We start from the raw sequence: 20,872 nt of genomic DNA, 5'->3' as shown, positions 1-20,872 counted from the left end.
CATTCCCATGTAGGATCTGGCGCAGCCTGCGATCTTTTGGTCTTCAAGCCGCCAATTGACCACTGGCAATCGCCGCCGAAGCCGCCAGCATCGCCCGCAACAACACCGCACACCCGGCCGCCAGGTCATCCGGCGCGGCGTTTTCGATTTCGTTGTGGCTGATGCCGCCTTCGCACGGTACGAAGATCATCCCGGCCGGGCCGAGTTCCGCGAGGAAGATTGCGTCGTGCCCCGCTCCGCTGACGATGTCCATGTGCGACAGGCCCAAGCCTTGGGCGGCGCTGCGTACCGCTTCGACGCAACCCTTGTCGAAGTACAGCGGCGGGAAATCGGCGGTGGGCGTGAGTTCGAAGGTCAGGCCGTGTTCTTCGCAGGTGGTTTCGATGACTTCGCGGACTTCGGCGATCATCGAGTCCAGGCGCGCCGGTTCCAGATGCCGGAAGTCCAGGGTCATGCGCACTTCGCCGGGGATGACGTTGCGTGAGCCGGGATAGGCTTGCAGGCAGCCAACGGTGCCGCAGGCGTGCGGTTGATGACCGAGGGCAGCGCGGTTGACCGCACCGACGATCACTGATGCGCCGACCAGAGCATCCTTGCGCAGGTGCATTGGCGTCGGGCCGGCGTGGGCTTCGACGCCGCGCAGTTTCAGGTCGAACCATTTCTGCCCGAGAGCGCCCATCACCACGCCGATGGTTTTGCGTTCGTCTTCGAGGATCGGGCCTTGTTCGATATGGGCCTCGAAATAGGCGCCGACGGCATGGCCGCTGACCTCGCGAGGGCCGGCGTAGCCGATGGCGTTCAACGCTTCGCCGACCGTGACGCCCTCGGCATCGACCTTGGCCAGGGTTTCTTCAAGGGTGAATTTTTCTGCGAATACGCCGGAGCCCATCATGCACGGAGCGAAGCGTGAGCCTTCTTCGTTGGTCCAGACCACGACCTCCAGCGGTGCTTCGGTTTCCACGCCCAGGTCATTGAGGGTGCGCAGCACTTCGACACCGGCCAGTACGCCGAAGCAGCCGTCGAACTTGCCGCCGGTGGGTTGGGTGTCGATGTGGCTGCCGGTCATCACCGGTGGCAGGTTCGGGTTGCGGCCGGGGCGGCGGGCGAAGATGTTGCCGACGGCATCGATGCTGACGGTGCAACCGGCCTCCTCACACCAGTTGACGAAAATGTCCCGGGCCTTACGGTCGAGGTCGGTCAGGGCCAAGCGACAGACGCCGCCCTTGACCGTGGCGCCGAGCTTGGCCAGGTCCATGAGCGACTGCCACAAGCGGTCGCGGTTGATGTGCTGATGGGTGGACTGCAGAACGTCTACGGCAGCGTTCATGATGATCTCCTCAGGCAGTTGCTATAGGTTTCTTCAGGCAATGCATCGGTGAAATTGAGGCCGTCATCGCGAGCAGGCTCGGCTCCCACAGGGTTTTGTGAACGCTGAAGATCCCTTGTGGGAGCCGAGCTTGGTCCGGGCGGCGATCCGACGATGAGGCCATCAATCACACCGCAGATTTCGCGATTGACGGGCTGGACCGCATCGAACACAACCCGTAATAAATCAGTCCGCCCAGTGCCGATCCGGTGAACCAGCCATAGTCGTAGAACCAGCTGAATGCATCGCTGCCGAGCGACAGCAGCGTCAGCGCCACCGGCACACCAAACGCAATAAACCCGAACCAGTTCCACGCTGGATAAACGTCGTCGCGGTAAAGTCCGGCCAGGTCCAGTTGCTGTTTCTTGATCAGGAAATAGTCCACCACCATGATCCCGGCAATCGGGCCCAACAGGCTCGAATAGCCCAGCAACCAGTTGGAATACACCGTCTCCAGGCTTAAATCCGAGACGATCAAACCGAGCTTTTTCAATAGCTCATGGGCCATCAGCGCCAAACCGACCAGGCCGGTGAGCAACACCGCTTTGGTGCGGTTGATGAACTTGGGCGCGACGTTCTGGAAATCGTTGGTCGGCGAAACGATGTTGGCCGCGGTGTTGGTCGACAGCGTGGCGATGATGATCAGCGCCATGGCCAGTGCGACCCAGACCGGGCTCTGGATATGGCCGATCAGGGTGACCGGATCGGAGACGGTGACGCCCACCAGTTTTACCGAGGCGGCGGTCATCACCACGCCGAGGGAGGCGAACAGAAACATGGTCAGGGGCAAGCCGATAATCTGCCCGACGATCTGATCCTTCTGGCTTTTCGCGTAGCGGCTGAAATCCGGAATGTTCAGGGACAAGGTGGCCCAGAATCCGACCATGGCGGTCAGCCCGGCGGCAAAATAACTGACCACGCTGGCCCCTTCCGGACGCTTGGCCGGGATCGCCATCAATTCGCTCATCGATACGTTCGGCATCGCCCACATCAGCAGCCCCGCGCCCACCAGCACCAACAACGGTGCCGAGAGGGTTTCCAGCCATTTGATCGAGTCCGCGCCACGAATCACCACCCACAGGTTCAAGGCCCAGAACACCATGAACCCGATCACCTCACCGGTACCGCCAAGGGCTTTCCAATCCTCGAACACCGAGCCGAGAAACAGGTGAATGGCCAGCCCGCCGAACATCGTCTGAATGCCGAACCAGCCACACGCCACCAGCGCTCGGATCAGGCACGGAATGTTGGAGCCGAGGATGCCGAAGGACGAACGCAACAACACCGGAAACGGAATGCCGTACTTGGTGCCGGGAAAGGCGTTCAGGGTCAACGGGATCAGTACGATGATGTTGGCGAACAGAATCGCCAGCAGCGCTTCGCCGACGCTCAGGCCGAAATGCGCGGTGAGCACGCCGCCGAGGGTGTAGGTCGGCACGCAGATCGCCATGCCGACCCACAACGCGGTGATGTGCCATTTGTTCCAGGTTCGTTCGCGCACCTTGGTCGGTGCCATGTCGTGGTTGTAACGGGGGCTGTCGAGGACGTCACTGCCGGCTTCGAGCTCAAACAAGCCGTTGCGCTCGGTCACTTGCGATCTGATCTGTTGCATGGCCGCTCCACTGTTCTTTTGATTATTGTTGCTCATCAGGGGCTGGCGGCATCAATAAACGTGCCGGGCACCCCGTTTGCGCATCGGGCAGTTCCATAAAAACTTTGTAACCAACTGATGTTGATCAGTTTTATTTATATAGCCGATGAGTCACCGGTTACTTGCTTGTTCACTCAGGCCGAATGCCAGGCAAGTTGTCCGAACAGTCAGGACTCAATCTGGTGCATACCACTTTTTTTCAACGTCGCGCATCAACCATAGACCATCCTCAAGCGGCTGATTCCACATAAGAAATCTCGTCTATTTTTGGAACCTGTCAAGTGCGTCAAAATGGTGAGAGGCCTCACCATTTTGGTGATTTTCAGTTTTAAACGTTATTTATCAATAACTTAATAAAGTTATAAGCTTATAAAAAATATTCTTGCTCAATCCTTAAACTCAGACTAGCGTTTATTCCTGACAGCGCTGACAGGAATACACCTGTTTGCGTCGGCTTCATATAAAACATTTAGAACCGGCACAAGTCGGTCATTGCCTGCGAGGAACTCGGAAATGTCTCTGCTGATCCGTGGCGCCACCGTTATTACCCATGATGAAAGTTATCGCGCCGACGTCTATTGCGCCGACGGCGTGATCAAAGCCATCGGCGAAAATCTTGATGTTCCGGCGGGTGCCGAAGTGCTCGACGGCAGCGGCCAATACCTGATGCCCGGCGGCATCGATCCGCACACCCACATGCAGCTGCCCTTCATGGGCACCGTGGCCAGTGAAGACTTTTTCAGTGGTACCGCAGCGGGGCTTGCCGGTGGCACGACGTCGATCATCGACTTTGTGATTCCCAATCCGCAGCAATCCTTGATGGAAGCCTTTCATCAGTGGCGCGGCTGGGCCGAGAAATCGGCGTCGGATTACGGTTTCCACGTCGCGATCACTTGGTGGAGCGAACAAGTCCGCGAGGAAATGGCTGAGCTGGTCAGCCAGCACGGGGTCAACAGCTTCAAGCACTTCATGGCCTACAAGAACGCGATCATGGCCGCCGACGACACGCTGGTGGCGAGTTTCGAGCGCTGCCTGGAATTGGGCGCGGTGCCGACCGTGCATGCGGAAAACGGTGAGCTGGTCTATCACCTGCAACGCAAGTTGATGGCCCAGGGCATGACCGGCCCGGAAGCGCATCCGTTGTCGCGCCCTTCGCAAGTGGAAGGTGAAGCGGCCAGTCGGGCGATCCGCATCGCCGAAACCCTAGGCACGCCGCTGTACCTGGTGCATGTCTCGACCAAGGAAGCCCTCGACGAAATCACCTACGCCCGCAGCAAGGGCCAACAAGTCTACGGCGAGGTCCTGGCCGGGCATCTGCTGTTGGATGACAGCGTCTATCAACACCCGGACTGGCAGACCGCCGCCGGTTACGTGATGAGCCCGCCCTTCCGTCCGCGCGGCCATCAAGAAGCACTTTGGCACGGCCTGCAATCGGGCAACCTGCACACCACCGCCACCGATCATTGCTGCTTCTGTGCCGAACAAAAAGCGGCTGGCCGTGACGATTTCAGCAAGATCCCCAATGGCACGGCCGGTATCGAAGACCGCATGGCGGTGCTCTGGGATGAAGGGGTGAACACCGGGCGTTTGTCGATGCAGCACTTCGTTGCACTCACCTCCACCAATACCGCGAAAATCTTCAACCTCTACCCGCGCAAAGGGGCGATTCGCGTCGGTGCGGACGCGGATCTGGTGCTGTGGGATCCGGAAGGTACGCGGACGATTTCGGCGAAAACTCACCATCAGCAAGTGGACTTCAACATCTTCGAAGGCAAGACCGTGCGCGGTGTACCGAGCCACACCGTCAGCCAGGGCCGGGTGGTATGGGCCGATGGTGATTTGCGCGCCGAGCGTGGTGCCGGGCGGTATGTCGAGCGTCCGGCGTATCCGGCGGTGTTTGATTTGCTGAGCAAGCGGGCTGAGTTGAACAGGCCTGTTGCCGTGAAACGCTGAGATCGAGGCCTTCGGCCATCGCGGGCAAGCCACGCTCCCACAGGGGAATGCATTTCAAATGTGGGAGCGGCGGTGCGACGATTCGACTTGCTCGCGAAGGCGTCTGCCCAGGCAACACAAAAACCAATGCCCATCAGAGGCAGTACCTCAATAACCGTGAGGCCAACACCGTGATCAAGACCCTGAACCACCTCCCGCATCCGCACGAGAATGCGGCCGCCCTCGCCGGCCATTTCACCGATCTGGCACCGCCGCTCAACGACCGTCAGGCCCATCTGGAAGCCTCGCGTTGCCTGTACTGCTACGACGCGCCCTGCGTGAATGCCTGTCCGAGCGAGATCGACATTCCGTCATTCATCCGCAACATCCACCAGGAAAACGTCCAGGGCGCCGCGCAGAAAATCCTCTCGGCGAACATCCTCGGTGGCAGTTGCGCCCGGGTGTGCCCGACGGAGGTTCTTTGCCAGCAAGCCTGCGTGCGCAACAACGACCATGAATGCGCACCGGTGCTGATCGGCCTGTTGCAGCGTTACGCTGTCGACAACGCACACTTCAGCGAACACCCCTTCACGCGTGCGGCATCAACCGGCAAGCGCATCGCCGTGGTCGGCGCCGGTCCGGCCGGCTTGTCCTGCGCTCACCGCAGTGCCATGCACGGTCATGACGTGGTGATTTTCGAGGCACGGGAAAAGGCTGGCGGCCTCAACGAATACGGGATCGCCAAGTACAAACTGGTGGACGACTACGCGCAGAAGGAGCTTGAATTCCTATTGGAAATCGGCGGGATCGAAATCCGCCACGGGCAAAAACTTGGAGAGAACCTGACCTTAAGCGAGCTGCATCAGCAATTCGATGCGGTGTTCCTCGGCCTCGGTCTGGCCGCCAGCAAACAGCTGGGGCTTGCTCATGAAGATGCACCCGGCCTGCTGGCCGCCACCGATTACATCCGCGAACTGCGTCAGGCCGATGACCTGACCCAACTCCCCCTCGCTGACCGTTGTATCGTTTTGGGCGCCGGCAACACTGCCATCGACATGGCCGTGCAAATGGCTCGCCTCGGGGCACGCGACGTGAATCTGGTGTACCGCCGCGGCGTTGAGGAAATGGGTGCCACCGGGCACGAACAGGACATCGCCAAAGCCAATCAGGTGCGGCTGCTGACCTGGGCACAACCTGAAGAAGTGCTACTCAATGATCAAGGCAACGTGCGCGGCATGCGCTTCGCCCGCACCCACTTGGTAGACGGTCGCCTGCAAACCACCGGCGACACCTTCGAACTGGCCGCCGATGCGATCTTCAAAGCCATCGGCCAGGCCTTCGACGCCAGTGCCCTCGCCGATCCACTGGCCCGTGAACTCAAGCGCCAGGGCGAGCGAATTCAAGTGGACGAAAACCTGCGCACCAGCATCCCCGGCGTGTACGCCGGCGGCGACTGCACCAGCCTCGATCAGGACCTCACCGTACAGGCCGTGCAGCACGGCAAACGGGCCGCCGAGGCCATCAACGCCCAACTCATGCTCAACGTGGAGGCTGCGTAAATGGCCGATCTCTCGATTGTCTTCGCCGGCATCAAAGCCCCCAATCCGTTCTGGCTGGCCTCCGCGCCACCGACCGACAAGGCCTACAACGTGGTCCGCGCCTTCGAGGCCGGCTGGGGTGGCGTGGTCTGGAAAACCCTGGGTGAAGACCCGGCGGCGGTCAACGTGTCGTCGCGTTACTCAGCGCACTTCGGTGCCAACCGCGAAGTAGTGGGTTTCAACAACATCGAGCTGATCACTGATCGCTCACTGGAGATCAACCTGAGGGAAATCACTCAGGTCAAAAAGGACTGGCCGGACCGCGCGCTGATCGTGTCGCTGATGGTGCCCTGCGTCGAAGAATCCTGGAAATTCATCTTGCCGCTGGTGGAAGCCACCGGCGCCGACGGCATCGAACTGAACTTCGGTTGCCCGCATGGGATGCCGGAGCGCGGCATGGGCGCGGCAGTCGGCCAGGTGCCGGAGTATGTCGAGCAGGTCACCCGTTGGTGCAAGACGTACTGCTCGCTGCCGGTGATCGTCAAACTCACGCCGAATATCACCGACATTCGCGTCGCCGCCCGCGCGGCCCATCGCGGCGGTGCCGATGCGGTGTCGTTGATCAACACGATCAACTCGATCACCAGCGTCAACCTGGAGCGCATGGTCGCCAATCCCGCCGTGGGCAGCCAAAGCACTCATGGTGGTTATTGCGGTTCGGCGGTGAAGCCGATTGCCCTGAATATGGTCGCTGAAATCGCTCGCGATCCACTGACGCAAGGCCTGCCGATCTCTGGCATTGGCGGCATCGGCAGCTGGCGCGACGCCGCGGAGTTTATTGCGCTGGGCAGCGGCTCGGTGCAGGTGTGCACGGCGGCGATGCTGCATGGTTTCCGGATTGTCGAGGAGATGAAGGACGGTTTATCGCGCTGGATGGACAGTCAGGGCTACGCCAGCGTGTCAGAGTTTTCCGGGCGTGCGGTGGGCAACACCACGGACTGGAAGTACCTGGACATTAACTATCAAGTGATTGCCAGGATTGACCAGGAGGCCTGCATTGGTTGCGGTCGTTGCCATATCGCTTGCGAAGACACTTCGCACCAGGCAGTTGCCAGCCTGAAGCAGGCGGACGGGACGCATAAATATGAAGTGATTGATGATGAGTGCGTGGGGTGCAATCTGTGTCAGATCACGTGCCCGGTGCAGGATTGTATTGAGATGGTGCCGATGGAGAACGGGAAGCCGTTTCTGGATTGGAATCATGATCCGCGCAATCCTTACCACGTCGCTGTTTGATCGTTGAAGATCAAGGGATCGCAGCCTCGTTTCACTCGACAGCTCCTACAGGGTTACACAATCCCTCGTAGGAGCTGTCGAGTGAAACGAGGCTGCGATCTTTTGATTCACGGCTCCAACCCGATTCCCCGCAAGATCACACTCGTCACCGTCTGCACCGCCCGCTCAAACTGCATGTCCGACAACGGCTGGTGGTCATTCAGAATATTCACCTGATGATCAAAGTCGGCGTAGTGCTGGGTCGACGCCCAGATCATGTACAGCAGGCTCGAAGGTTCCACCGGCAGGATGCGTTTGTCATCCACCCACTGGCGAATTTTCGCTTCTTTCATCTTGGCCCAGTCGTACAGACTGACGTCCAGTTTCTCACCCAGAGTCGGCGCACCATGGATGATTTCGTTGGCCCATACCTTGGAGCCGTAAGGCCGGCTGCGGGAGTGGTTCATCTTGGCGCGGATGTAGCTGCTGAGCACCACGCGCGGGTCGTCGAACATCTCGAAGCACAGGGCGTCCTGTTTCCACACGTCCAGCAAACCCAGCAGCACGGCGCTGTACAACTCGCCCTTGGTGCTGAAGTAGTAATGCAGGTTGGAACGCGGCAGTTGCACTTCGGCGGCGATGTCGGCCATGGCGGTGCCGCCGAAACCTTTTTCGGCGAAAACCTTTTCGGCCCCCAACAGAATTTTCTCGACGTTACTGCGACGAATCTCGATCTTGTGATTGCCCATGAGGGCTCCCTGACAACAGCGTTGGTCAAGACTAGCATCCGCTCTACCTCGCGGCGACAAGGGAAAACGAAACTTCGTACACCCAGCTTCTCGCAGGTAAACTGACCGCCTTTTCGAACCCGCCTCAGAGGTATTCCACGATGCTGCTCAAGAAAACCCTGACCTCCGTCGCCCTGCTCGGCTCGCTGTTCGCCGCTTCGTCGGTGTTTGCCCATGCCCATCTGAAAGACCAGACCCCGGCCGCCGACAGCACGGTGAGCGCTCCGTCGGAACTGCGCCTGGTGTTTTCCGAAGGTGTTGAAGCGACCTTTTCCAAGGTCACGATCAGCAAGGACGGCAGCAACGTGCCGATGAAGAGCCTCGCCACCGAAGGCAGCGACAAGAAAACCCTGATCGTCACCCCGGCCGCACCGTTGGCAGCGGGTGCCTACAAAGTCGAATGGCACGCGGTGTCGGTCGATACCCACAAAAGCGAAGGCGCCTATAGCTTCAAGGTTGGCCAGTAATTCATGACGAGTGCGATGGTGCTGTGCCGCTTTCTGCATTTCACCGTTGTGCTGATGCTGTTCGGGGCCTGGGTGTTCAGGCCTCTGCTGCTTAATGGCGCCGCTGAACAGCTGGATCGGCGATTGGCCAGAACAAGCCGCTGGCTGGCGGCGGTGGCGTTGGTCACGGGCGTTAGCTGGTTGCTGCTGATCACCGCCAGCATGGCCGGTTCGTGGGACGCGGCATTCGATCCATCGACCCTGCGACTGGTGCTGGGCAATACATTTTTCGGCCAGGTCTGGCGCTGGCACTTGCTGCTCAATGCGTTGTTGGTCGCGCTGCTGATGACGCCCTTGCGTGCAAACCTGCCCCTGCGAATCGGCCTCGCCAGCCTGCTGCTGGCCACCCTCGCCCCGGTCGGCCACGGTGCCATGCTCGACGGCCTCAATGGCCAATTGCTGATCCTCAATCAAATCATTCACCTGACCTGCGTCGGCGCCTGGCTCGGCGGTTTGATGTTGTTGGTGATGATCCTGCGGCAGCCGACAGAGCATTCCATCAAAGCGACATTGCAACGCTTCAGCGGCGTTGGTTACGTATGGGTGGCGGGGTTGGTGATGACCGGTTTGATCAACGTGCGGGTACTCACCGGGCAGTTCTGGCCGACGCCGTTGCTGTCCGGGTTTGCGCTGATTCTGTTGATCAAGGTTGTGCTGGTCGCCGCGATGCTGGGATTGGCACTGTTCAATCGGCTGCGGATCAACGACTGCGAGCAGCGTCCGACTGCTCTGAAAAGCAGCGTCATCTTCGAATGGTTGCTGGGGATGGGAGCGGTGGCTGCCGTTTCTTTACTCGGCACGATGCCGCCGATGATCACCGGCTAAAACGCCAATCCCTGTGGGAGCGAGCCGGCTCCGGGCGGCGTTCCGACGAAAGCGGTGTGTCATTCAACATCAATGTTGCCTGTCAGAGCCTATTCGCGAGCAGGCTCGCTCCCACAGGGTTCTTCGACATACTACAAAATCGCGCCAAGTCTTCGTACAACTTCTGATTGAGATTCCCCGTAACACTTGCAAATAATCCGCCTCGACGTTGTACGACGATGCATAACAAAAATAAAAACAACCAAGAAACACGGGAGCGTCACTGTGAGCAAGCTCGTCCGCAATTCCTCCGTCTGTACCCCTCGCCCAACCTTCGCGCTCCGTCATCCCGGCAAATCTGGGCCTTTGATTACGACATCGACAGCGGCACACCGTCCAACCGGCGGCTGTTTGTCGACATGCATCAACTCCTGGACCGTTCCCTCGCCGTACCGGTAAAAAAAACCGAGCATGTGCGCCTTCGGCGGCAGTCGCCTGGACACCCTGTTCGTGACCTCGATACGCCCCGGCGACGACCATGACGAACAGTCACTGGCCGGCGGTGTGTTTGCCCTCAATCCCGGGGTGAAAGGCTTACCGGAGCCGAACTCACCCACCTCACCCTCGCCCCGCAACTCGGTGGCAGCATCGTCAACTGGAGCGTGCGCGGCACGGGTCTGCCGCTGCTACCCCAGCAACTGACTCAGCACCGCGCGCAATTTGCCGGGTTTCACCGGTTTGTTCAGCAGCGGTGCGTCGAGTCGCTGCAATGAGCGCCGACACTGATCCGTGCGGTCGGCAGTGATGATGACTGCCGGAATTACCTGGTGGTAATGCTCACGCAAATGCCTGACCACATCACAACCCACCACGCCGTGATCGAGGTGGTAGTCCGCCAGAATCAGTTCCGGAGGTCGCCCCTGCAAGGCGGCCAGTGCGGAAAATTCATCAGTGGCCGTGACCACCTCGCAGCCCCACTGCCCAAGCAGCGCGCTCATGCTTTCGAGAATGCTCACTTCGTTGTCCAGCACCAGCAAACGCCGGCCCGGCAATGGATTGCCGGCGCCGGGTTGTGGTGCCGCCAGGCTGATCGGCAGCGGAACCTCATGGGAAATCGGCACATCGATGCTGAACATCGAACCGCGCCCCGGCAACGAATGAACCCCGACTTTATAGCCGAGGATCTTGGCGATGCGCTCAACGATGGCCAGCCCCAGGCCCACACCCTTGCGGTCGGCGGCGCGTCCGACGTCCAGTTGGTTGAACTCGAGGAAAATCGAATCCAGTCGGTCCGCCGCGATCCCGCGCCCGGTGTCCCAGACTTCCAGGCGCAGCATTTCACCCCGGCGTCTGGCACCCAGCAAGATGCTGCCCTTGTCGGTGTAGCGGCAGGCGTTGCTGAGGAAGTTGCGCAGGATCCGCGTCATCAGGCGCAAGTCGGTGCTGATGGCGTAATCGCCCATGTGCACCCGCAGGTTCAATCCTTCAGCCTGGGCCACTGACTGGAACTCCGACACCAGCGGCGCGAGCAATTCATCGAGGCGGTAAAGCGCAATGTCCGGTTTGACCGCCGCCTGATCGAGCCGGGAAATATCCAGCAAATCGGTGAGCAAATCTTCTGCTCCTTCCAGCGCCTGGTGAGTACGCTCCACCAGCACCTGTTCGACGTCGGGCAGCTTGCGTTCGCGCAGGGTCGAGATCAGCAAACGCGCGGCATTGAGCGGTTGCAGCAGGTCATGACTGGCGGCGGCGAGGTATTTGTCCTTGCTGCGGTTGGCGGCCTCGGCGGCGTCCCGGGCATCGCGCAAGGCTTGAGCGATCTGTTTACGCTGGGTGATCTGCTGCTGCAGGTTGCGGTTGGCTTCCAGCAACTCGTCGGTGCGCGCGGTGACCCGTTGCTCCAGCTCGTCATTGAGTTGCTGCAGGCGCTGCTGGGCGAGTTTGCGTTCGGTGATGTCGGCGACAAACCCCTCCACCAGCCCTTCCTGATCGGGCTTGAGCAACAGGTTCATCAGCACGTCGAGGCTGCTGCCATCCTTGCGCCGCAATTGGGTTTCGTAACCGAGCAAGCTGCGCTCACGCTTGAGCATTTCACCGATGTTTTCCAACTCTTGAGCGCCGCCGACAAACAGGTTGCTCGCCAGATCGGCCAGCGAAAACAGCACCTCCTGAGGGTCCTGATAGCCGAGCATCCGCGCCAGTGCCGGGTTGGCGGCGCGCATGCCTTCCAGGAGGCTAGCCTGAAAGATCCCGTGGACCGCGTTTTCGAACAGCCATTTATAGCGATTGCGCTCGGCTTCCAGCTCGTCAAGGCGCGCGGCCAATTCCGGGTAATGACTCTTGCGCGCCGACTGGCTGCCTAATCCCAGTAACCCCGCCAGCGCCCGTTGCTGTTCGTCAGAGGGCTTCGCCATAGACGACCTCGACATCACGCTGACTGGACTCGCGCGGGTTGGTCAGGATGCACGGGTCGTGCATGGCGTGTTGCGACAGGAACGGAATATCCGCAGTGCTGACCCCGTGCAGTCCGAGGGTTTCGTGAAAGCCGATGGCGTGTTTCAGAGCGATCAGATGTTCCACCAGACGTCCGCAAATCTGCCGGTGATTCAAGCCCCGGCAATCGATGCCAAAGGTCTCGGCGATCACCTTGAAGCGCTCAGGTGCGGAGCTGTAGTTGAACGCCACCACGTGTTCCACCAGCACTGCGTTGCACAAGCCATGAGGCAAGTCGAGAAATCCACCCAGGCTGTGGGACATGGCGTGCACCGCGCCGAGGATCGCGTTGGAGAACGCCAGCCCGGCCTGCATGCTGCCGAGCATGATTTTCTCGCGCAGGGCGATATCGTTCGGGTTGGCGATCATCTGCACCAGGTTGCCGTTGATCAGGCGCATCGCCTCCAGCGCATGGGGATCGGTCAACGGCCCGTGCCCGGTGGAAACAAACGCTTCGATGGCATGCACCAACGCATCGATGCCGGTACAGGCCGACAGGAACGGGTCCATGCTCAACGTGGTTTCCGGGTCGATCAACGACACGTCCGGCACCACCGCCTTACTGACGATGGAAAACTTCATGCGTTCTTGCTGGTTGGAGATGATCACGAATTGCGAGACATCGGCCGAGGTGCCGGCGGTGGTCGGAATCAGGATCAGCGGCGGGCTGGGGACACGGATCGTGTCCACGCCTTCGAATTCGAGGATGCTGCGCCCATGGGCGACAACAATGCCGATGCCTTTACCGCAATCCATCGGGCTACCGCCACCGACGGCCACGATCACATCGCAATGATTTTCCCGGTACAGATCGGCGCCGAGCATCACTTCTTCGACCCTTGGGTTGGGCGAGACCGCGCTGTACAGGAAATACTCGATGCCTTGGGCTTGCAGGCTGGCCTCGACATCAGCGACCCAACCGGCCGCAATCACACCGGGATCGCTGACCAGCAGCACCTTGCGGGCACCAAAGGTTTTGGCGCAATTGCCGACGTTGTGCCGGCAGCCGGCACCAAAGATGATTTCAGGCGAAACGAATTTACGCAGCTGGCTGAGACTCTGGCTCATTGGAAAGCCTGTTTTTATTGTATTGGAAGGTAACGTCCACACTAAAGCATCCGGCTGTGAATGCAATCAGACCAATGGGTAGCCTCGCCCGAGGTGTCCCGGATTTTGTATGCGCTGGTGTTCCCTGTGGGAGCGGGCTTGCCCGCGATGAGGCCAGTACATTCAAAATCGATGCTGACTGTCAGATCGCAATCGCGGGCAAGCCCGCTCCCACAGGGATCTGAGTCGGACGCACCTTTTCGATTCACCCGCGATAGATCAGTCGCGAAGCCTTCTCGTTACGCAACGTCAGGTGTTCCATGCCCAGCCCCGGTGCCTCGGCTTCCTCGCGGGCCTTGAGAATCACACCGTGGTGCGGGGATTTGCTGCACACCGGGTCAGCGTTGGCGGCGTCGCCGGTCAGCATGAATGCCTGGCAGCGGCAGCCGCCCAGATCCTTGTGCTTTTCATCGCAGGAGCGGCACGGCTCCTTCATCCAGTCATCGCCACGAAAGCGATTGAAACCAAAAGAATCAGTCCAGATGTGCTCGATACTGTGCTCGCGCACATTGGGAAACTGCACCGGCAACTGTCGGGCGCTGTGGCAAGGCAACGCCGTGCCGTCGGGGGTGATATCGAGAAACAGATTGGCCCAGCCGTTCATGCAGGTCTTGGGGCGTTCTTCGTAGTAATCCGGGGTGACGAAGATCAGCTTGCACGGGTGGCCCTGCGCTTCAAGCCGCTCGCGATATGAGTGGGTGATGCGCTCGGCACGCTGCAATTGTTCGCGCGTGGGTAACAGGCCGACGCGGTTGAGCTCGGCCCAGCCGTAGAACTGGCACGTCGCCAATTCGACGAAATCCGCTTCCAGCTCCAGGCACAAGTCGATGATCTGCGCGATCTGGTCGATGTTGTGCCGATGGGTGACGAAGTTCAGCACCATCGGGTAGCCCTGGGCCTTCACCGCACGGGCCATCGCGAGTTTCTGGGCGAAGGCCTTGCGCGAACCGGCGAGCATGTTGTTCACCGCTTCGTCGACGGCCTGGAAGCTGATCTGGATATGGTCCAGCCCCGCGACCTTGAAATCGCGCACCTTCTGCTCGGTCAGGCCGATACCCGAGGTGATCAGGTTGGTGTAGTAACCCATGTCCCGCGCGGCCTTGATCAGTTCGGCCAGGTCCTGACGCACCAACGGTTCGCCGCCGGAAAAACCCAGTTGCGCGGCGCCCATTTCCCGGGCCTCGCGGAACACCCGGATCCATTCTTCGGTGCTCAACTCTTCGCCTGATTGGGCAAAGTCCAGCGGGTTGGAGCAATACGGGCATTGCAGCGGGCAACGATAGGTCAACTCCGCCAACAGCCACAGCGGCGGCCCCGGACGCGAGTCACTCAATCCAGAATTGAGCATGGGCCACCTCCAGAAACGCCAGCACATCTTCGTCGATCCCCGGTACGCCGGGGAAACTCGCAGACAGTCGATCAATGATCGCCGCGACACTGCGCTGGCCGTCCACCAGATCAAGGATCTGCCCGGCACTGATGTTGAGTTTGATCATGCCTTCGGGGTACAGCAGCACGTGACAGTCCTGACGAGGTTCCCATTGCAAGCGAAAACCCTGGCGCAGCGACGGTGATTGCTCGCGGTTGATCAGGCTCACAGGGCAATCCCCCGGTGCCAGACCTGCTCCGTGGTGACGCTGTGATACGGCGGGCGCTCCAGCTCGTAGGCCATGCTCATGGCGTCGAGCATGCTCCACAGCACGTCGAGCTTGAATTGCAGGATTTCCAGCATGCGTTGCTGGCCTTCGACCGTGACGTTGTGCGCCAGGGTGATGCGCAAACCATGCTCGACATCCCGTCGCGCCTGACTCAGGCGAGTGCGGAAATAGTCGTAACCGCCGACGTCGATCCACGGGTAATGGGTTGGCCAGGCATCGAGCCGGGATTGGTGGATCTGTGGCGCAAACAGCTCAGTCAGCGAACTGCTGGCGGCTTCCTGCCAACAGGCGCGACGGGCGAAATTGACGTAGGCGTCGACGGCGAAACGGACACCGGGCAGCACCAATTCCTGCGAGAGGATTTGCTCGCGATCCAGCCCCACCGCTTCGCCCAGCCGCAGCCAGGCTTCGATCCCGCCTTCGCTGCCGGGTGCACCGTCGTGATCGAGGATTCGTTGCAGCCATTCCCGGCGCACGTCGCGGTCCGGGCAGTTGGCGAGAATCGCCGCGTCCTTCAGGGGAATGTTCACCTGGTAGTAGAAGCGATTGGCGACCCAGCCCTGAATCTGCTCGCGACTGGAGCGCCCGGCGTACATGGCTTGGTGGAACGGATGATGAATATGGTAATAGGCGCCTTTGGCGCGCAGGGCCGCTTCGAATTCGATGGGGGACATGGGTGTGTCGGTCATTGCGGTTCTCCTGGAAGCTCTGCTGTGTCTGGTCTGGCCTCATCGCGAGCAAGCTCGCTCCCACATTGGGATTGTTGGTGTACACAAAATCTATGCTCACACCGGACTACTGTGGGAGCGAGCTTGCTCGCGATGAGGCCACCCGCTACAACTCAATACTCATGCCGTCAAACGCCACTTCAATCCCGCGCCGCTCCAGCAGCGCCCGCTCGGCCGAGTCTTCATCGAGGATCGGGTTGGTGTTGTTAATGTGGATCAGCACCTTGCGCTGGCGGGTGAAGCCTTCAAGGATGTCGAGCATGCCGCCAGGGCCGCTTTGCGACAGGTGACCCATTTCACTGCCCAGGTTCTGGCCGACTTCGCAGACTCGCATCTCGTCGTCGCGCCACAAGGTGCCGTCCAGCAACAGGCAATCGGCGCGTTGCATCCAGCTCAGAACCTCGTCGTCGACCTGTCCCAGGCCTGGCGCGTAGAACAGCGAAGCGCCGCTGCGCCGGTCTTCGACAAACAGTCCGATGGTGTCGCCCGGCTGCGGATTGCCGCGATTGGGCGAATACGGCGGTGCGTTGCTGACCAAGGGGATCGCGCGAAATCGCAGGTGTGCGCAAGCGGTGATGCTGAACGGCTCGCGGTCGAGCCCGACCGGTTGCCACTGCAACCCGCCGTTCCAGTGTTTGAGCATGGTGAACAACGGGAAGCCGCTGCTCAGGTCTTCACGGACCCGTTCGGTGCACCAGACCGAATGCGGGCAGCCTTCGCGCAGACTCAACAGGCCGGTGCAGTGGTCGATCTGGCTGTCCAGCAGGACGACGCCAGCGATCGCGGAATCACGCACCCGGCGCGCCGGTTGCAGCGGCGCGAAACTCTCGAGTTGCGCGCGAATGTCCGGTGAAGCATTGCACAGCACCCAATCCACACCGTTGTCGCTCAGGGCAATCGAGGACTGTGTGCGCCGTTGGGCCCGCAGGCTGCCATTGCGCATCGCGGCGCACTGGCGGCAGTTGCAATTCCATTGCGGAAAACCACCGCCAGCGGCGGATCCGAGAACGCGAATGTGCATGGGCAATGCTCCAGAAGTCAGGCCCGGCCAACGCAACAGCTGGCCGGGTGAACAGTCAGCGGTTGGCGAAATACATCGTCACTTCGAAGCCAATGCGCAGATCGGTAAACGCGGGTTTAGTCCACATGGGTCAATCCTCTTTTTGTGCCGGGCGATTCCGGTAAAGCCATTAATGCACGGGGGGCCAGGCGCCCGAATGCTACTTTCGAACGAGGTGGCGGCGTGCATTGGTAGGGGGTGTTGCGCAATTTTCAAGCACACCCAGAAACCAATGTGGGAGCGAGCTTGCTCGCGATGACGGTGTATCAGTCAACTGTGATGTTGAATGTACTGGCCTCATCGCGAGCAAGCTCGCTCCCACAGGTTCTTCAGTGTTCTTGCGGAGGTTAGAAGAACCCCATCGGATTGATGTCGTAGCTGACCAGCAGGTTTTTGGTCTGCTGATAGTGGTCGAGCATCATCTTGTGGTTTTCACGGCCGACACCGGATTTCTTGTAGCCACCGAACGCGGCATGAGCCGGGTACAGGTGATAGCAGTTGGTCCAGACACGCCCGGCCTTGATCGCCCGGCCCATGCGGTAGGCACGGTTGATGTCGCGGGTCCACAGACCGGCGCCGAGGCCGAACTCGCTGTCGTTGGCAATCGCCAGGGCTTCGGCTTCGTCTTTGAAGGTGGTGATACCCACCACCGGGCCGAAGATTTCTTCCTGGAACACGCGCATTTTGTTGTGGCCCTTGAGCAGGGTCGGCTGGATGTAATAACCCGTCGACAAATCACCCTCAAGACGCTCGGCCGCGCCGCCGGTGAGCAGCTCGGCGCCCTCCTCCTGAGCAATTTTCAGGTACGAGAGAATCTTGTCGTACTGCTGCTCGGACGCCTGGGCGCCGACCATGGTTTCGGTATCCAGCGGGTTGCCGCGCTTGATCTTGACGATCTTCTTCATCACCACTTTCATGAAGTCGTCGTAGATCGACTCCTGCACCAGCGCTCGCGATGGACAGGTGCAGACTTCGCCCTGGTTGAAGAACGCCAGCACCAAACCTTCGGCGGCCTTCTCGATGAACTGCGGCTCGGCTTGCATGATGTCTTCGAAGAAAATGTTCGGCGACTTGCCGCCCAGTTCGACAGTGCTCGGGATGATGTTCTCGGCCGCGCATTTCATGATGTGCGCGCCAATCGGGGTGGAACCGGTGAAGGCAATCTTGGCGATGCGCTTGCTGGTGGCCAGCGCCTCACCGGCTTCGCGACCGAAGCCCTGGACGATGTTCAGCACACCGGCCGGCAGCAAATCGGCGATCAGCTCAGCAAAGACCATGATCGACAGCGGCGTCTGCTCGGCGGGTTTGAGTACCACGCAGTTACCGGCAGCCAGGGCCGGGGCGAGTTTCCAGGCAGCCATCAGCAGCGGGAAGTTCCACGGAATGATCTGTCCGACCACGCCCAGCGGCTCGTGGAAGTGATAGGCCGTGGTCAGCTCGTTGATCTCGGCGGCACCGCCCTCTTGAGCGCGGATGCAACCGGCGAAGTAACGGAAATGGTCGGCGGCCAGCGGCACGTCGGCGTTCAGGGTTTCACGCACGGCTTTGCCGTTGTCCCAGGTTTCGGTGACGGCGAGGATTTCCAGGTTCTGCTCGATGCGGTCGGCGATTTTCAGCAGCACCAGGGAGCGGTCCTGCGCTGAGGTCTTGCCCCAGGCATCGGCGGCGGCATGCGCTGCGTCGAGGGCTTTTTCGATGTCGGCGGCGCTGGAGCGAGGGAACTCGGCGATCACTTCACCGGTGACCGGCGAAGAGTTGGTGAAGTACTCACCATTGACCGGGGCGACGAACTCGCCGCCGATGAAATTGCCGTAGCGCGGTTTAAACGTAACGACGGCGCCAGGTGTGCCAGGTTGTGCGTAGATCATGGTGGGCCTCTGTCTGGGTCGATGCCTGTCGGGCAAACAGGCGATGAACCGATAGTAGAGAGCCCCGCGCGTCAGACGAATGCGCCGTTGGCAGGAGGACTCTCGTTATTTGGTAGTAGATTTTGCACAAATCCAGTGTGGGAGCGAGCTTGCTCGCGATGGCGTCTGTTCAGTCAGAACGGCTTTGACTGACATACCGCTATCGCGAGCAAGCTCGCTCCCACAGGGGTTATGCGGTGGACTCAGAGTTAGTGCTTGGCCACTACAAGGTCTTTTGGCAGTTTGAAGGTCCAGAGCATGCCGCCCTGGTTGAAGTCCTTGATGCGCTTGGCCACTTCGCCGCCCCACAACGGTACGGCACCGCCCCAACCGGAGAGGACCGAAACGTACTGTTCGCCGTCCATTTCCCAGGTCACAGGGGAGCCAAGTACGCCGGAGCCGGTCTGGAATTCCCAGACTTTCTCGCCGGTCTTGGCATTGAACGCCTGCAGGAAACCTTCCGGCGTACCGGTGAACACCAGGTTGCCCTTGGTGGTCAGCACTCCGCCCCACAACGGCGCGAAGTTCTTGTGGCGCCAGACTTCCTTGCCGGTTTTCGGGTCGATGGCGCGCAGCACGCCGATGTAGTCTTCATTCAACGGTTTGATGGTGAAACCGGCACCGAGGAATGCCGCGCCTTTCTTGTAGGCGATGCCTTCGTTCCAGATGTCCATGCCCCATTCGTTCGACGGCACGTAGAACAGTCCGGTGTCCTTGTTGTAGGCCATCGGCATCCAGTTTTTCGCGCCGAGGAATGCCGGTGCTACGAATACCGAACTGCCTTTGGCTTCGGCGCCTGGCGCGCCTGGGCGGCTGGCTTCGTTGTAGATCGGCCGGCCCTCTTTATCCAGGCCGGTGGCCCAGGTGATTTTGTCCACGAACGGGAAGCCGCGAATGAACTTGCCGTTGGTGCGGTCCAGCACGTAGAAGAAACCGTTACGGTCAGCGGTGGCCGCGGCTTTGATCTCTTTACCGCCATCGGTGTAGTTGAACGAGACCAGCTCGTTCACGCCGTCATAGTCCCAGCCGTCGTGAGGCGTGCTCTGGAAGTGCCACTTGATGGTGCCGTCGTCCGGGTTGAGCGCCAGGCGCGACGACGAGTAGAGGTTGTCGCCAGGACGCAGGTGCGAGTTCCACGGCGCCGGGTTGCCGGTGCCGAACAGCAGCAGATTGGTTTCCGGGTCGTAGTAACCGCCGAGCCAAGGCGCCGCGCCGCCGGTTTTCCAGAGATCGCCGGGCCAGGTCTTGCCGGCTTCACCGCCGGAGATGCCGTTCTCCACCGCTTTGCCGTCCTTGTAGGTGTAGCCCATGTGGCCTTCGACGGTGGGACGGGTCCACAACAAGTTACCGTTTTTCGGGTCGTAGGCTTCGATTTTGCCAACCACCCCGAACTCGCCACCGGCGACACCAGTGATCAGTTTGCCGTTGATTACCAACGGCGCGGCACTGATGGAGTAGCCTTCCTTGTGGTCAGCGACTTTCTTGCTCCAGACGACTTTGCCGGTGTCTTTGTTCAGGGCCACGAGCTTGGCGTCGAGGGTGCCGAAAATCACCAGGTCGCCGTACAGCGCGACACCACGGTTGATCACGTCGCAGCAAGGACGGATGTCATCGGGCAGGCGCGCGTCGTATTGCCAGAGCTTCTTGCCAGTGCGCGCATCCACCGCAAACACCCGCGAGTAGGAACCGGTCATGTACATCACGCCGTCCTTGATCATCGGCTGTGCTTGCTGACCGCGTTGTTTCTCACCGCCGAAGGAGAATGCCCAGACCGGCCGCAAGTCCTTCACGTTGTTGACGTTGAGCGTATCCAGCGGACTGTAGCGTTGACCCTGGACGCCCAGACCGTTGGTGACGATCTGCTCCGGGTTCTTGGGGTCCTGGAGAATGTCTTGATCGGTGACGCCGGCCAATGCCGAGCCGGACAACAGCATGGCACTGAGCAGCACGCTCAAGACGAAGGGTTGGCGACGTGCGGGTTGGGTCATGACGGCTACCTCTGCAGTTTTTGTTATACCCGGGAAATTTTCCCGGTCTGGTGCAGATTCTTGGGCGCCGC

General features: G+C 60.3%; 17 protein-coding genes and 1 pseudogene. 6 read left to right on the top strand and 12 right to left on the bottom strand.

The features are described 5' to 3' along the window. Window positions 1–43: 43 nt before the first annotated feature. Window positions 44–1,327, bottom strand: a complete 1,284-nt coding sequence (locus ACIQU2_RS02525) for a Zn-dependent hydrolase (protein WP_347805916.1) — start codon at window positions 1,325–1,327, stop codon at window positions 44–46. 166 nt (window positions 1,328–1,493) lie between these two features. Beyond that, window positions 1,494–2,978, bottom strand: coding sequence for an NCS1 family nucleobase:cation symporter-1 (locus ACIQU2_RS02520; protein ID WP_403138271.1), 1,485 nt, complete (start codon window positions 2,976–2,978; stop codon window positions 1,494–1,496). 552 nt (window positions 2,979–3,530) lie between these two features. Between ACIQU2_RS02520 and hydA the strand changes: the two genes are divergently transcribed. The 3 genes from hydA (at window position 3,531) to preA (ending at window position 7,783) form a co-directional block, all read left to right on the top strand. Further along, the gene (gene hydA / locus ACIQU2_RS02515; protein WP_403138268.1) at window positions 3,531–4,970 is read left to right on the top strand and encodes a dihydropyrimidinase; all 1,440 of its coding nucleotides are present in this window, start codon (window positions 3,531–3,533) and stop codon (window positions 4,968–4,970) included. Window positions 4,971–5,140: 170 nt separating this feature from the next. Beyond that, entirely contained in the window at window positions 5,141–6,508 is a 1,368-nt protein-coding gene (locus ACIQU2_RS02510; RefSeq protein ID WP_403138265.1) for an NAD(P)-dependent oxidoreductase, read from the top strand. Further along, window positions 6,509–7,783 (top strand): NAD-dependent dihydropyrimidine dehydrogenase subunit PreA, encoded by a 1,275-nt coding sequence (gene preA, locus ACIQU2_RS02505; protein WP_403138262.1) that lies wholly within the window; start codon window positions 6,509–6,511, stop codon window positions 7,781–7,783. 107 nt (window positions 7,784–7,890) lie between these two features. Here the strand turns inward: preA and ACIQU2_RS02500 are convergent, their stop codons facing one another. Next, window positions 7,891–8,511, bottom strand: coding sequence for a TetR/AcrR family transcriptional regulator (locus ACIQU2_RS02500; protein WP_347805912.1), 621 nt, complete (start codon window positions 8,509–8,511; stop codon window positions 7,891–7,893). A 140-nt stretch (window positions 8,512–8,651) separates the two neighbouring features. Here ACIQU2_RS02500 and copC point away from each other — a divergent pair, with 140 nt between their 5' ends. From copC to ACIQU2_RS02485, 3 genes and pseudogenes are all read left to right on the top strand, one after another. Further along, complete coding sequence (copC, locus tag ACIQU2_RS02495; RefSeq protein WP_347805911.1) at window positions 8,652–9,017, top strand: copper homeostasis periplasmic binding protein CopC; 366 nt, start codon at window positions 8,652–8,654, stop codon at window positions 9,015–9,017. A gap of 3 nt (window positions 9,018–9,020) precedes the next feature. After that, window positions 9,021–9,881, top strand: coding sequence for a copper homeostasis membrane protein CopD (gene copD, locus ACIQU2_RS02490; protein WP_403138259.1), 861 nt, complete (start codon window positions 9,021–9,023; stop codon window positions 9,879–9,881). Window positions 9,882–10,201: 320 nt separating this feature from the next. After that, window positions 10,202–10,466 (top strand): annotated as a pseudogene (locus ACIQU2_RS02485) (SMP-30/gluconolactonase/LRE family protein); the annotation flags it as partial. An 80-nt stretch (window positions 10,467–10,546) separates the two neighbouring features. Here ACIQU2_RS02485 and ACIQU2_RS02480 read toward each other — a convergent pair. The 9 genes from ACIQU2_RS02480 to ACIQU2_RS02440 all read right to left on the bottom strand — a co-directional run bounded on the left by ACIQU2_RS02480 (window position 10,547) and on the right by ACIQU2_RS02440 (window position 20,801). After that, window positions 10,547–12,274 carry a NahK/ErcS family hybrid sensor histidine kinase/response regulator gene (locus ACIQU2_RS02480; RefSeq protein ID WP_403138256.1) on the bottom strand — a complete coding sequence of 576 codons (1,728 nt, stop codon included), beginning with the start codon at window positions 12,272–12,274 and terminating at the stop codon, window positions 10,547–10,549. Next, window positions 12,258–13,421 (bottom strand): alcohol dehydrogenase-like regulatory protein ErcA, encoded by a 1,164-nt coding sequence (gene ercA / locus ACIQU2_RS02475; protein WP_283184275.1) that lies wholly within the window; start codon window positions 13,419–13,421, stop codon window positions 12,258–12,260. The genes ACIQU2_RS02480 and ercA overlap by 17 nt, the downstream gene beginning before the upstream one ends. Before the next feature lie 244 nt (window positions 13,422–13,665). After that, window positions 13,666–14,808 (bottom strand): pyrroloquinoline quinone biosynthesis protein PqqE, encoded by a 1,143-nt coding sequence (pqqE, locus tag ACIQU2_RS02470; RefSeq protein ID WP_403138252.1) that lies wholly within the window; start codon window positions 14,806–14,808, stop codon window positions 13,666–13,668. Next, window positions 14,786–15,058: a pyrroloquinoline quinone biosynthesis peptide chaperone PqqD gene (pqqD, locus tag ACIQU2_RS02465; protein WP_403138249.1), complete on the bottom strand. Its 273-nt coding sequence runs from the start codon at window positions 15,056–15,058 to the stop codon at window positions 14,786–14,788. Before pqqD ends, pqqE begins: the two co-directional genes overlap by 23 nt. Beyond that, complete coding sequence (gene pqqC, locus ACIQU2_RS02460; RefSeq protein WP_403138246.1) at window positions 15,055–15,807, bottom strand: pyrroloquinoline-quinone synthase PqqC; 753 nt, start codon at window positions 15,805–15,807, stop codon at window positions 15,055–15,057. The genes pqqD and pqqC overlap by 4 nt, the downstream gene beginning before the upstream one ends. 145 nt (window positions 15,808–15,952) lie before the next feature. Next, window positions 15,953–16,867, bottom strand: a complete 915-nt coding sequence (pqqB, locus tag ACIQU2_RS02455) for a pyrroloquinoline quinone biosynthesis protein PqqB (RefSeq protein ID WP_403138242.1) — start codon at window positions 16,865–16,867, stop codon at window positions 15,953–15,955. A 55-nt stretch (window positions 16,868–16,922) separates the two neighbouring features. Next, entirely contained in the window at window positions 16,923–16,994 is a 72-nt protein-coding gene (gene pqqA / locus ACIQU2_RS02450; protein ID WP_003253598.1) for a pyrroloquinoline quinone precursor peptide PqqA, read from the bottom strand. A gap of 259 nt (window positions 16,995–17,253) precedes the next feature. Beyond that, window positions 17,254–18,774, bottom strand: coding sequence for an aldehyde dehydrogenase family protein (locus ACIQU2_RS02445; protein ID WP_129444854.1), 1,521 nt, complete (start codon window positions 18,772–18,774; stop codon window positions 17,254–17,256). Between the two features lie 248 nt (window positions 18,775–19,022). Beyond that, complete coding sequence (locus ACIQU2_RS02440) at window positions 19,023–20,801, bottom strand: PQQ-dependent methanol/ethanol family dehydrogenase (RefSeq protein WP_403138239.1); 1,779 nt, start codon at window positions 20,799–20,801, stop codon at window positions 19,023–19,025. Between the last annotated feature and the right edge of the window lie 71 nt (window positions 20,802–20,872).

This window comes from Pseudomonas sp. NPDC098740, from assembly GCF_044760065.1.
Lineage (GTDB): Bacteria > Pseudomonadota > Gammaproteobacteria > Pseudomonadales > Pseudomonadaceae > Aquipseudomonas > Aquipseudomonas rossensis.
This window is presented reverse-complemented; position numbering and strand designations above follow the sequence as displayed.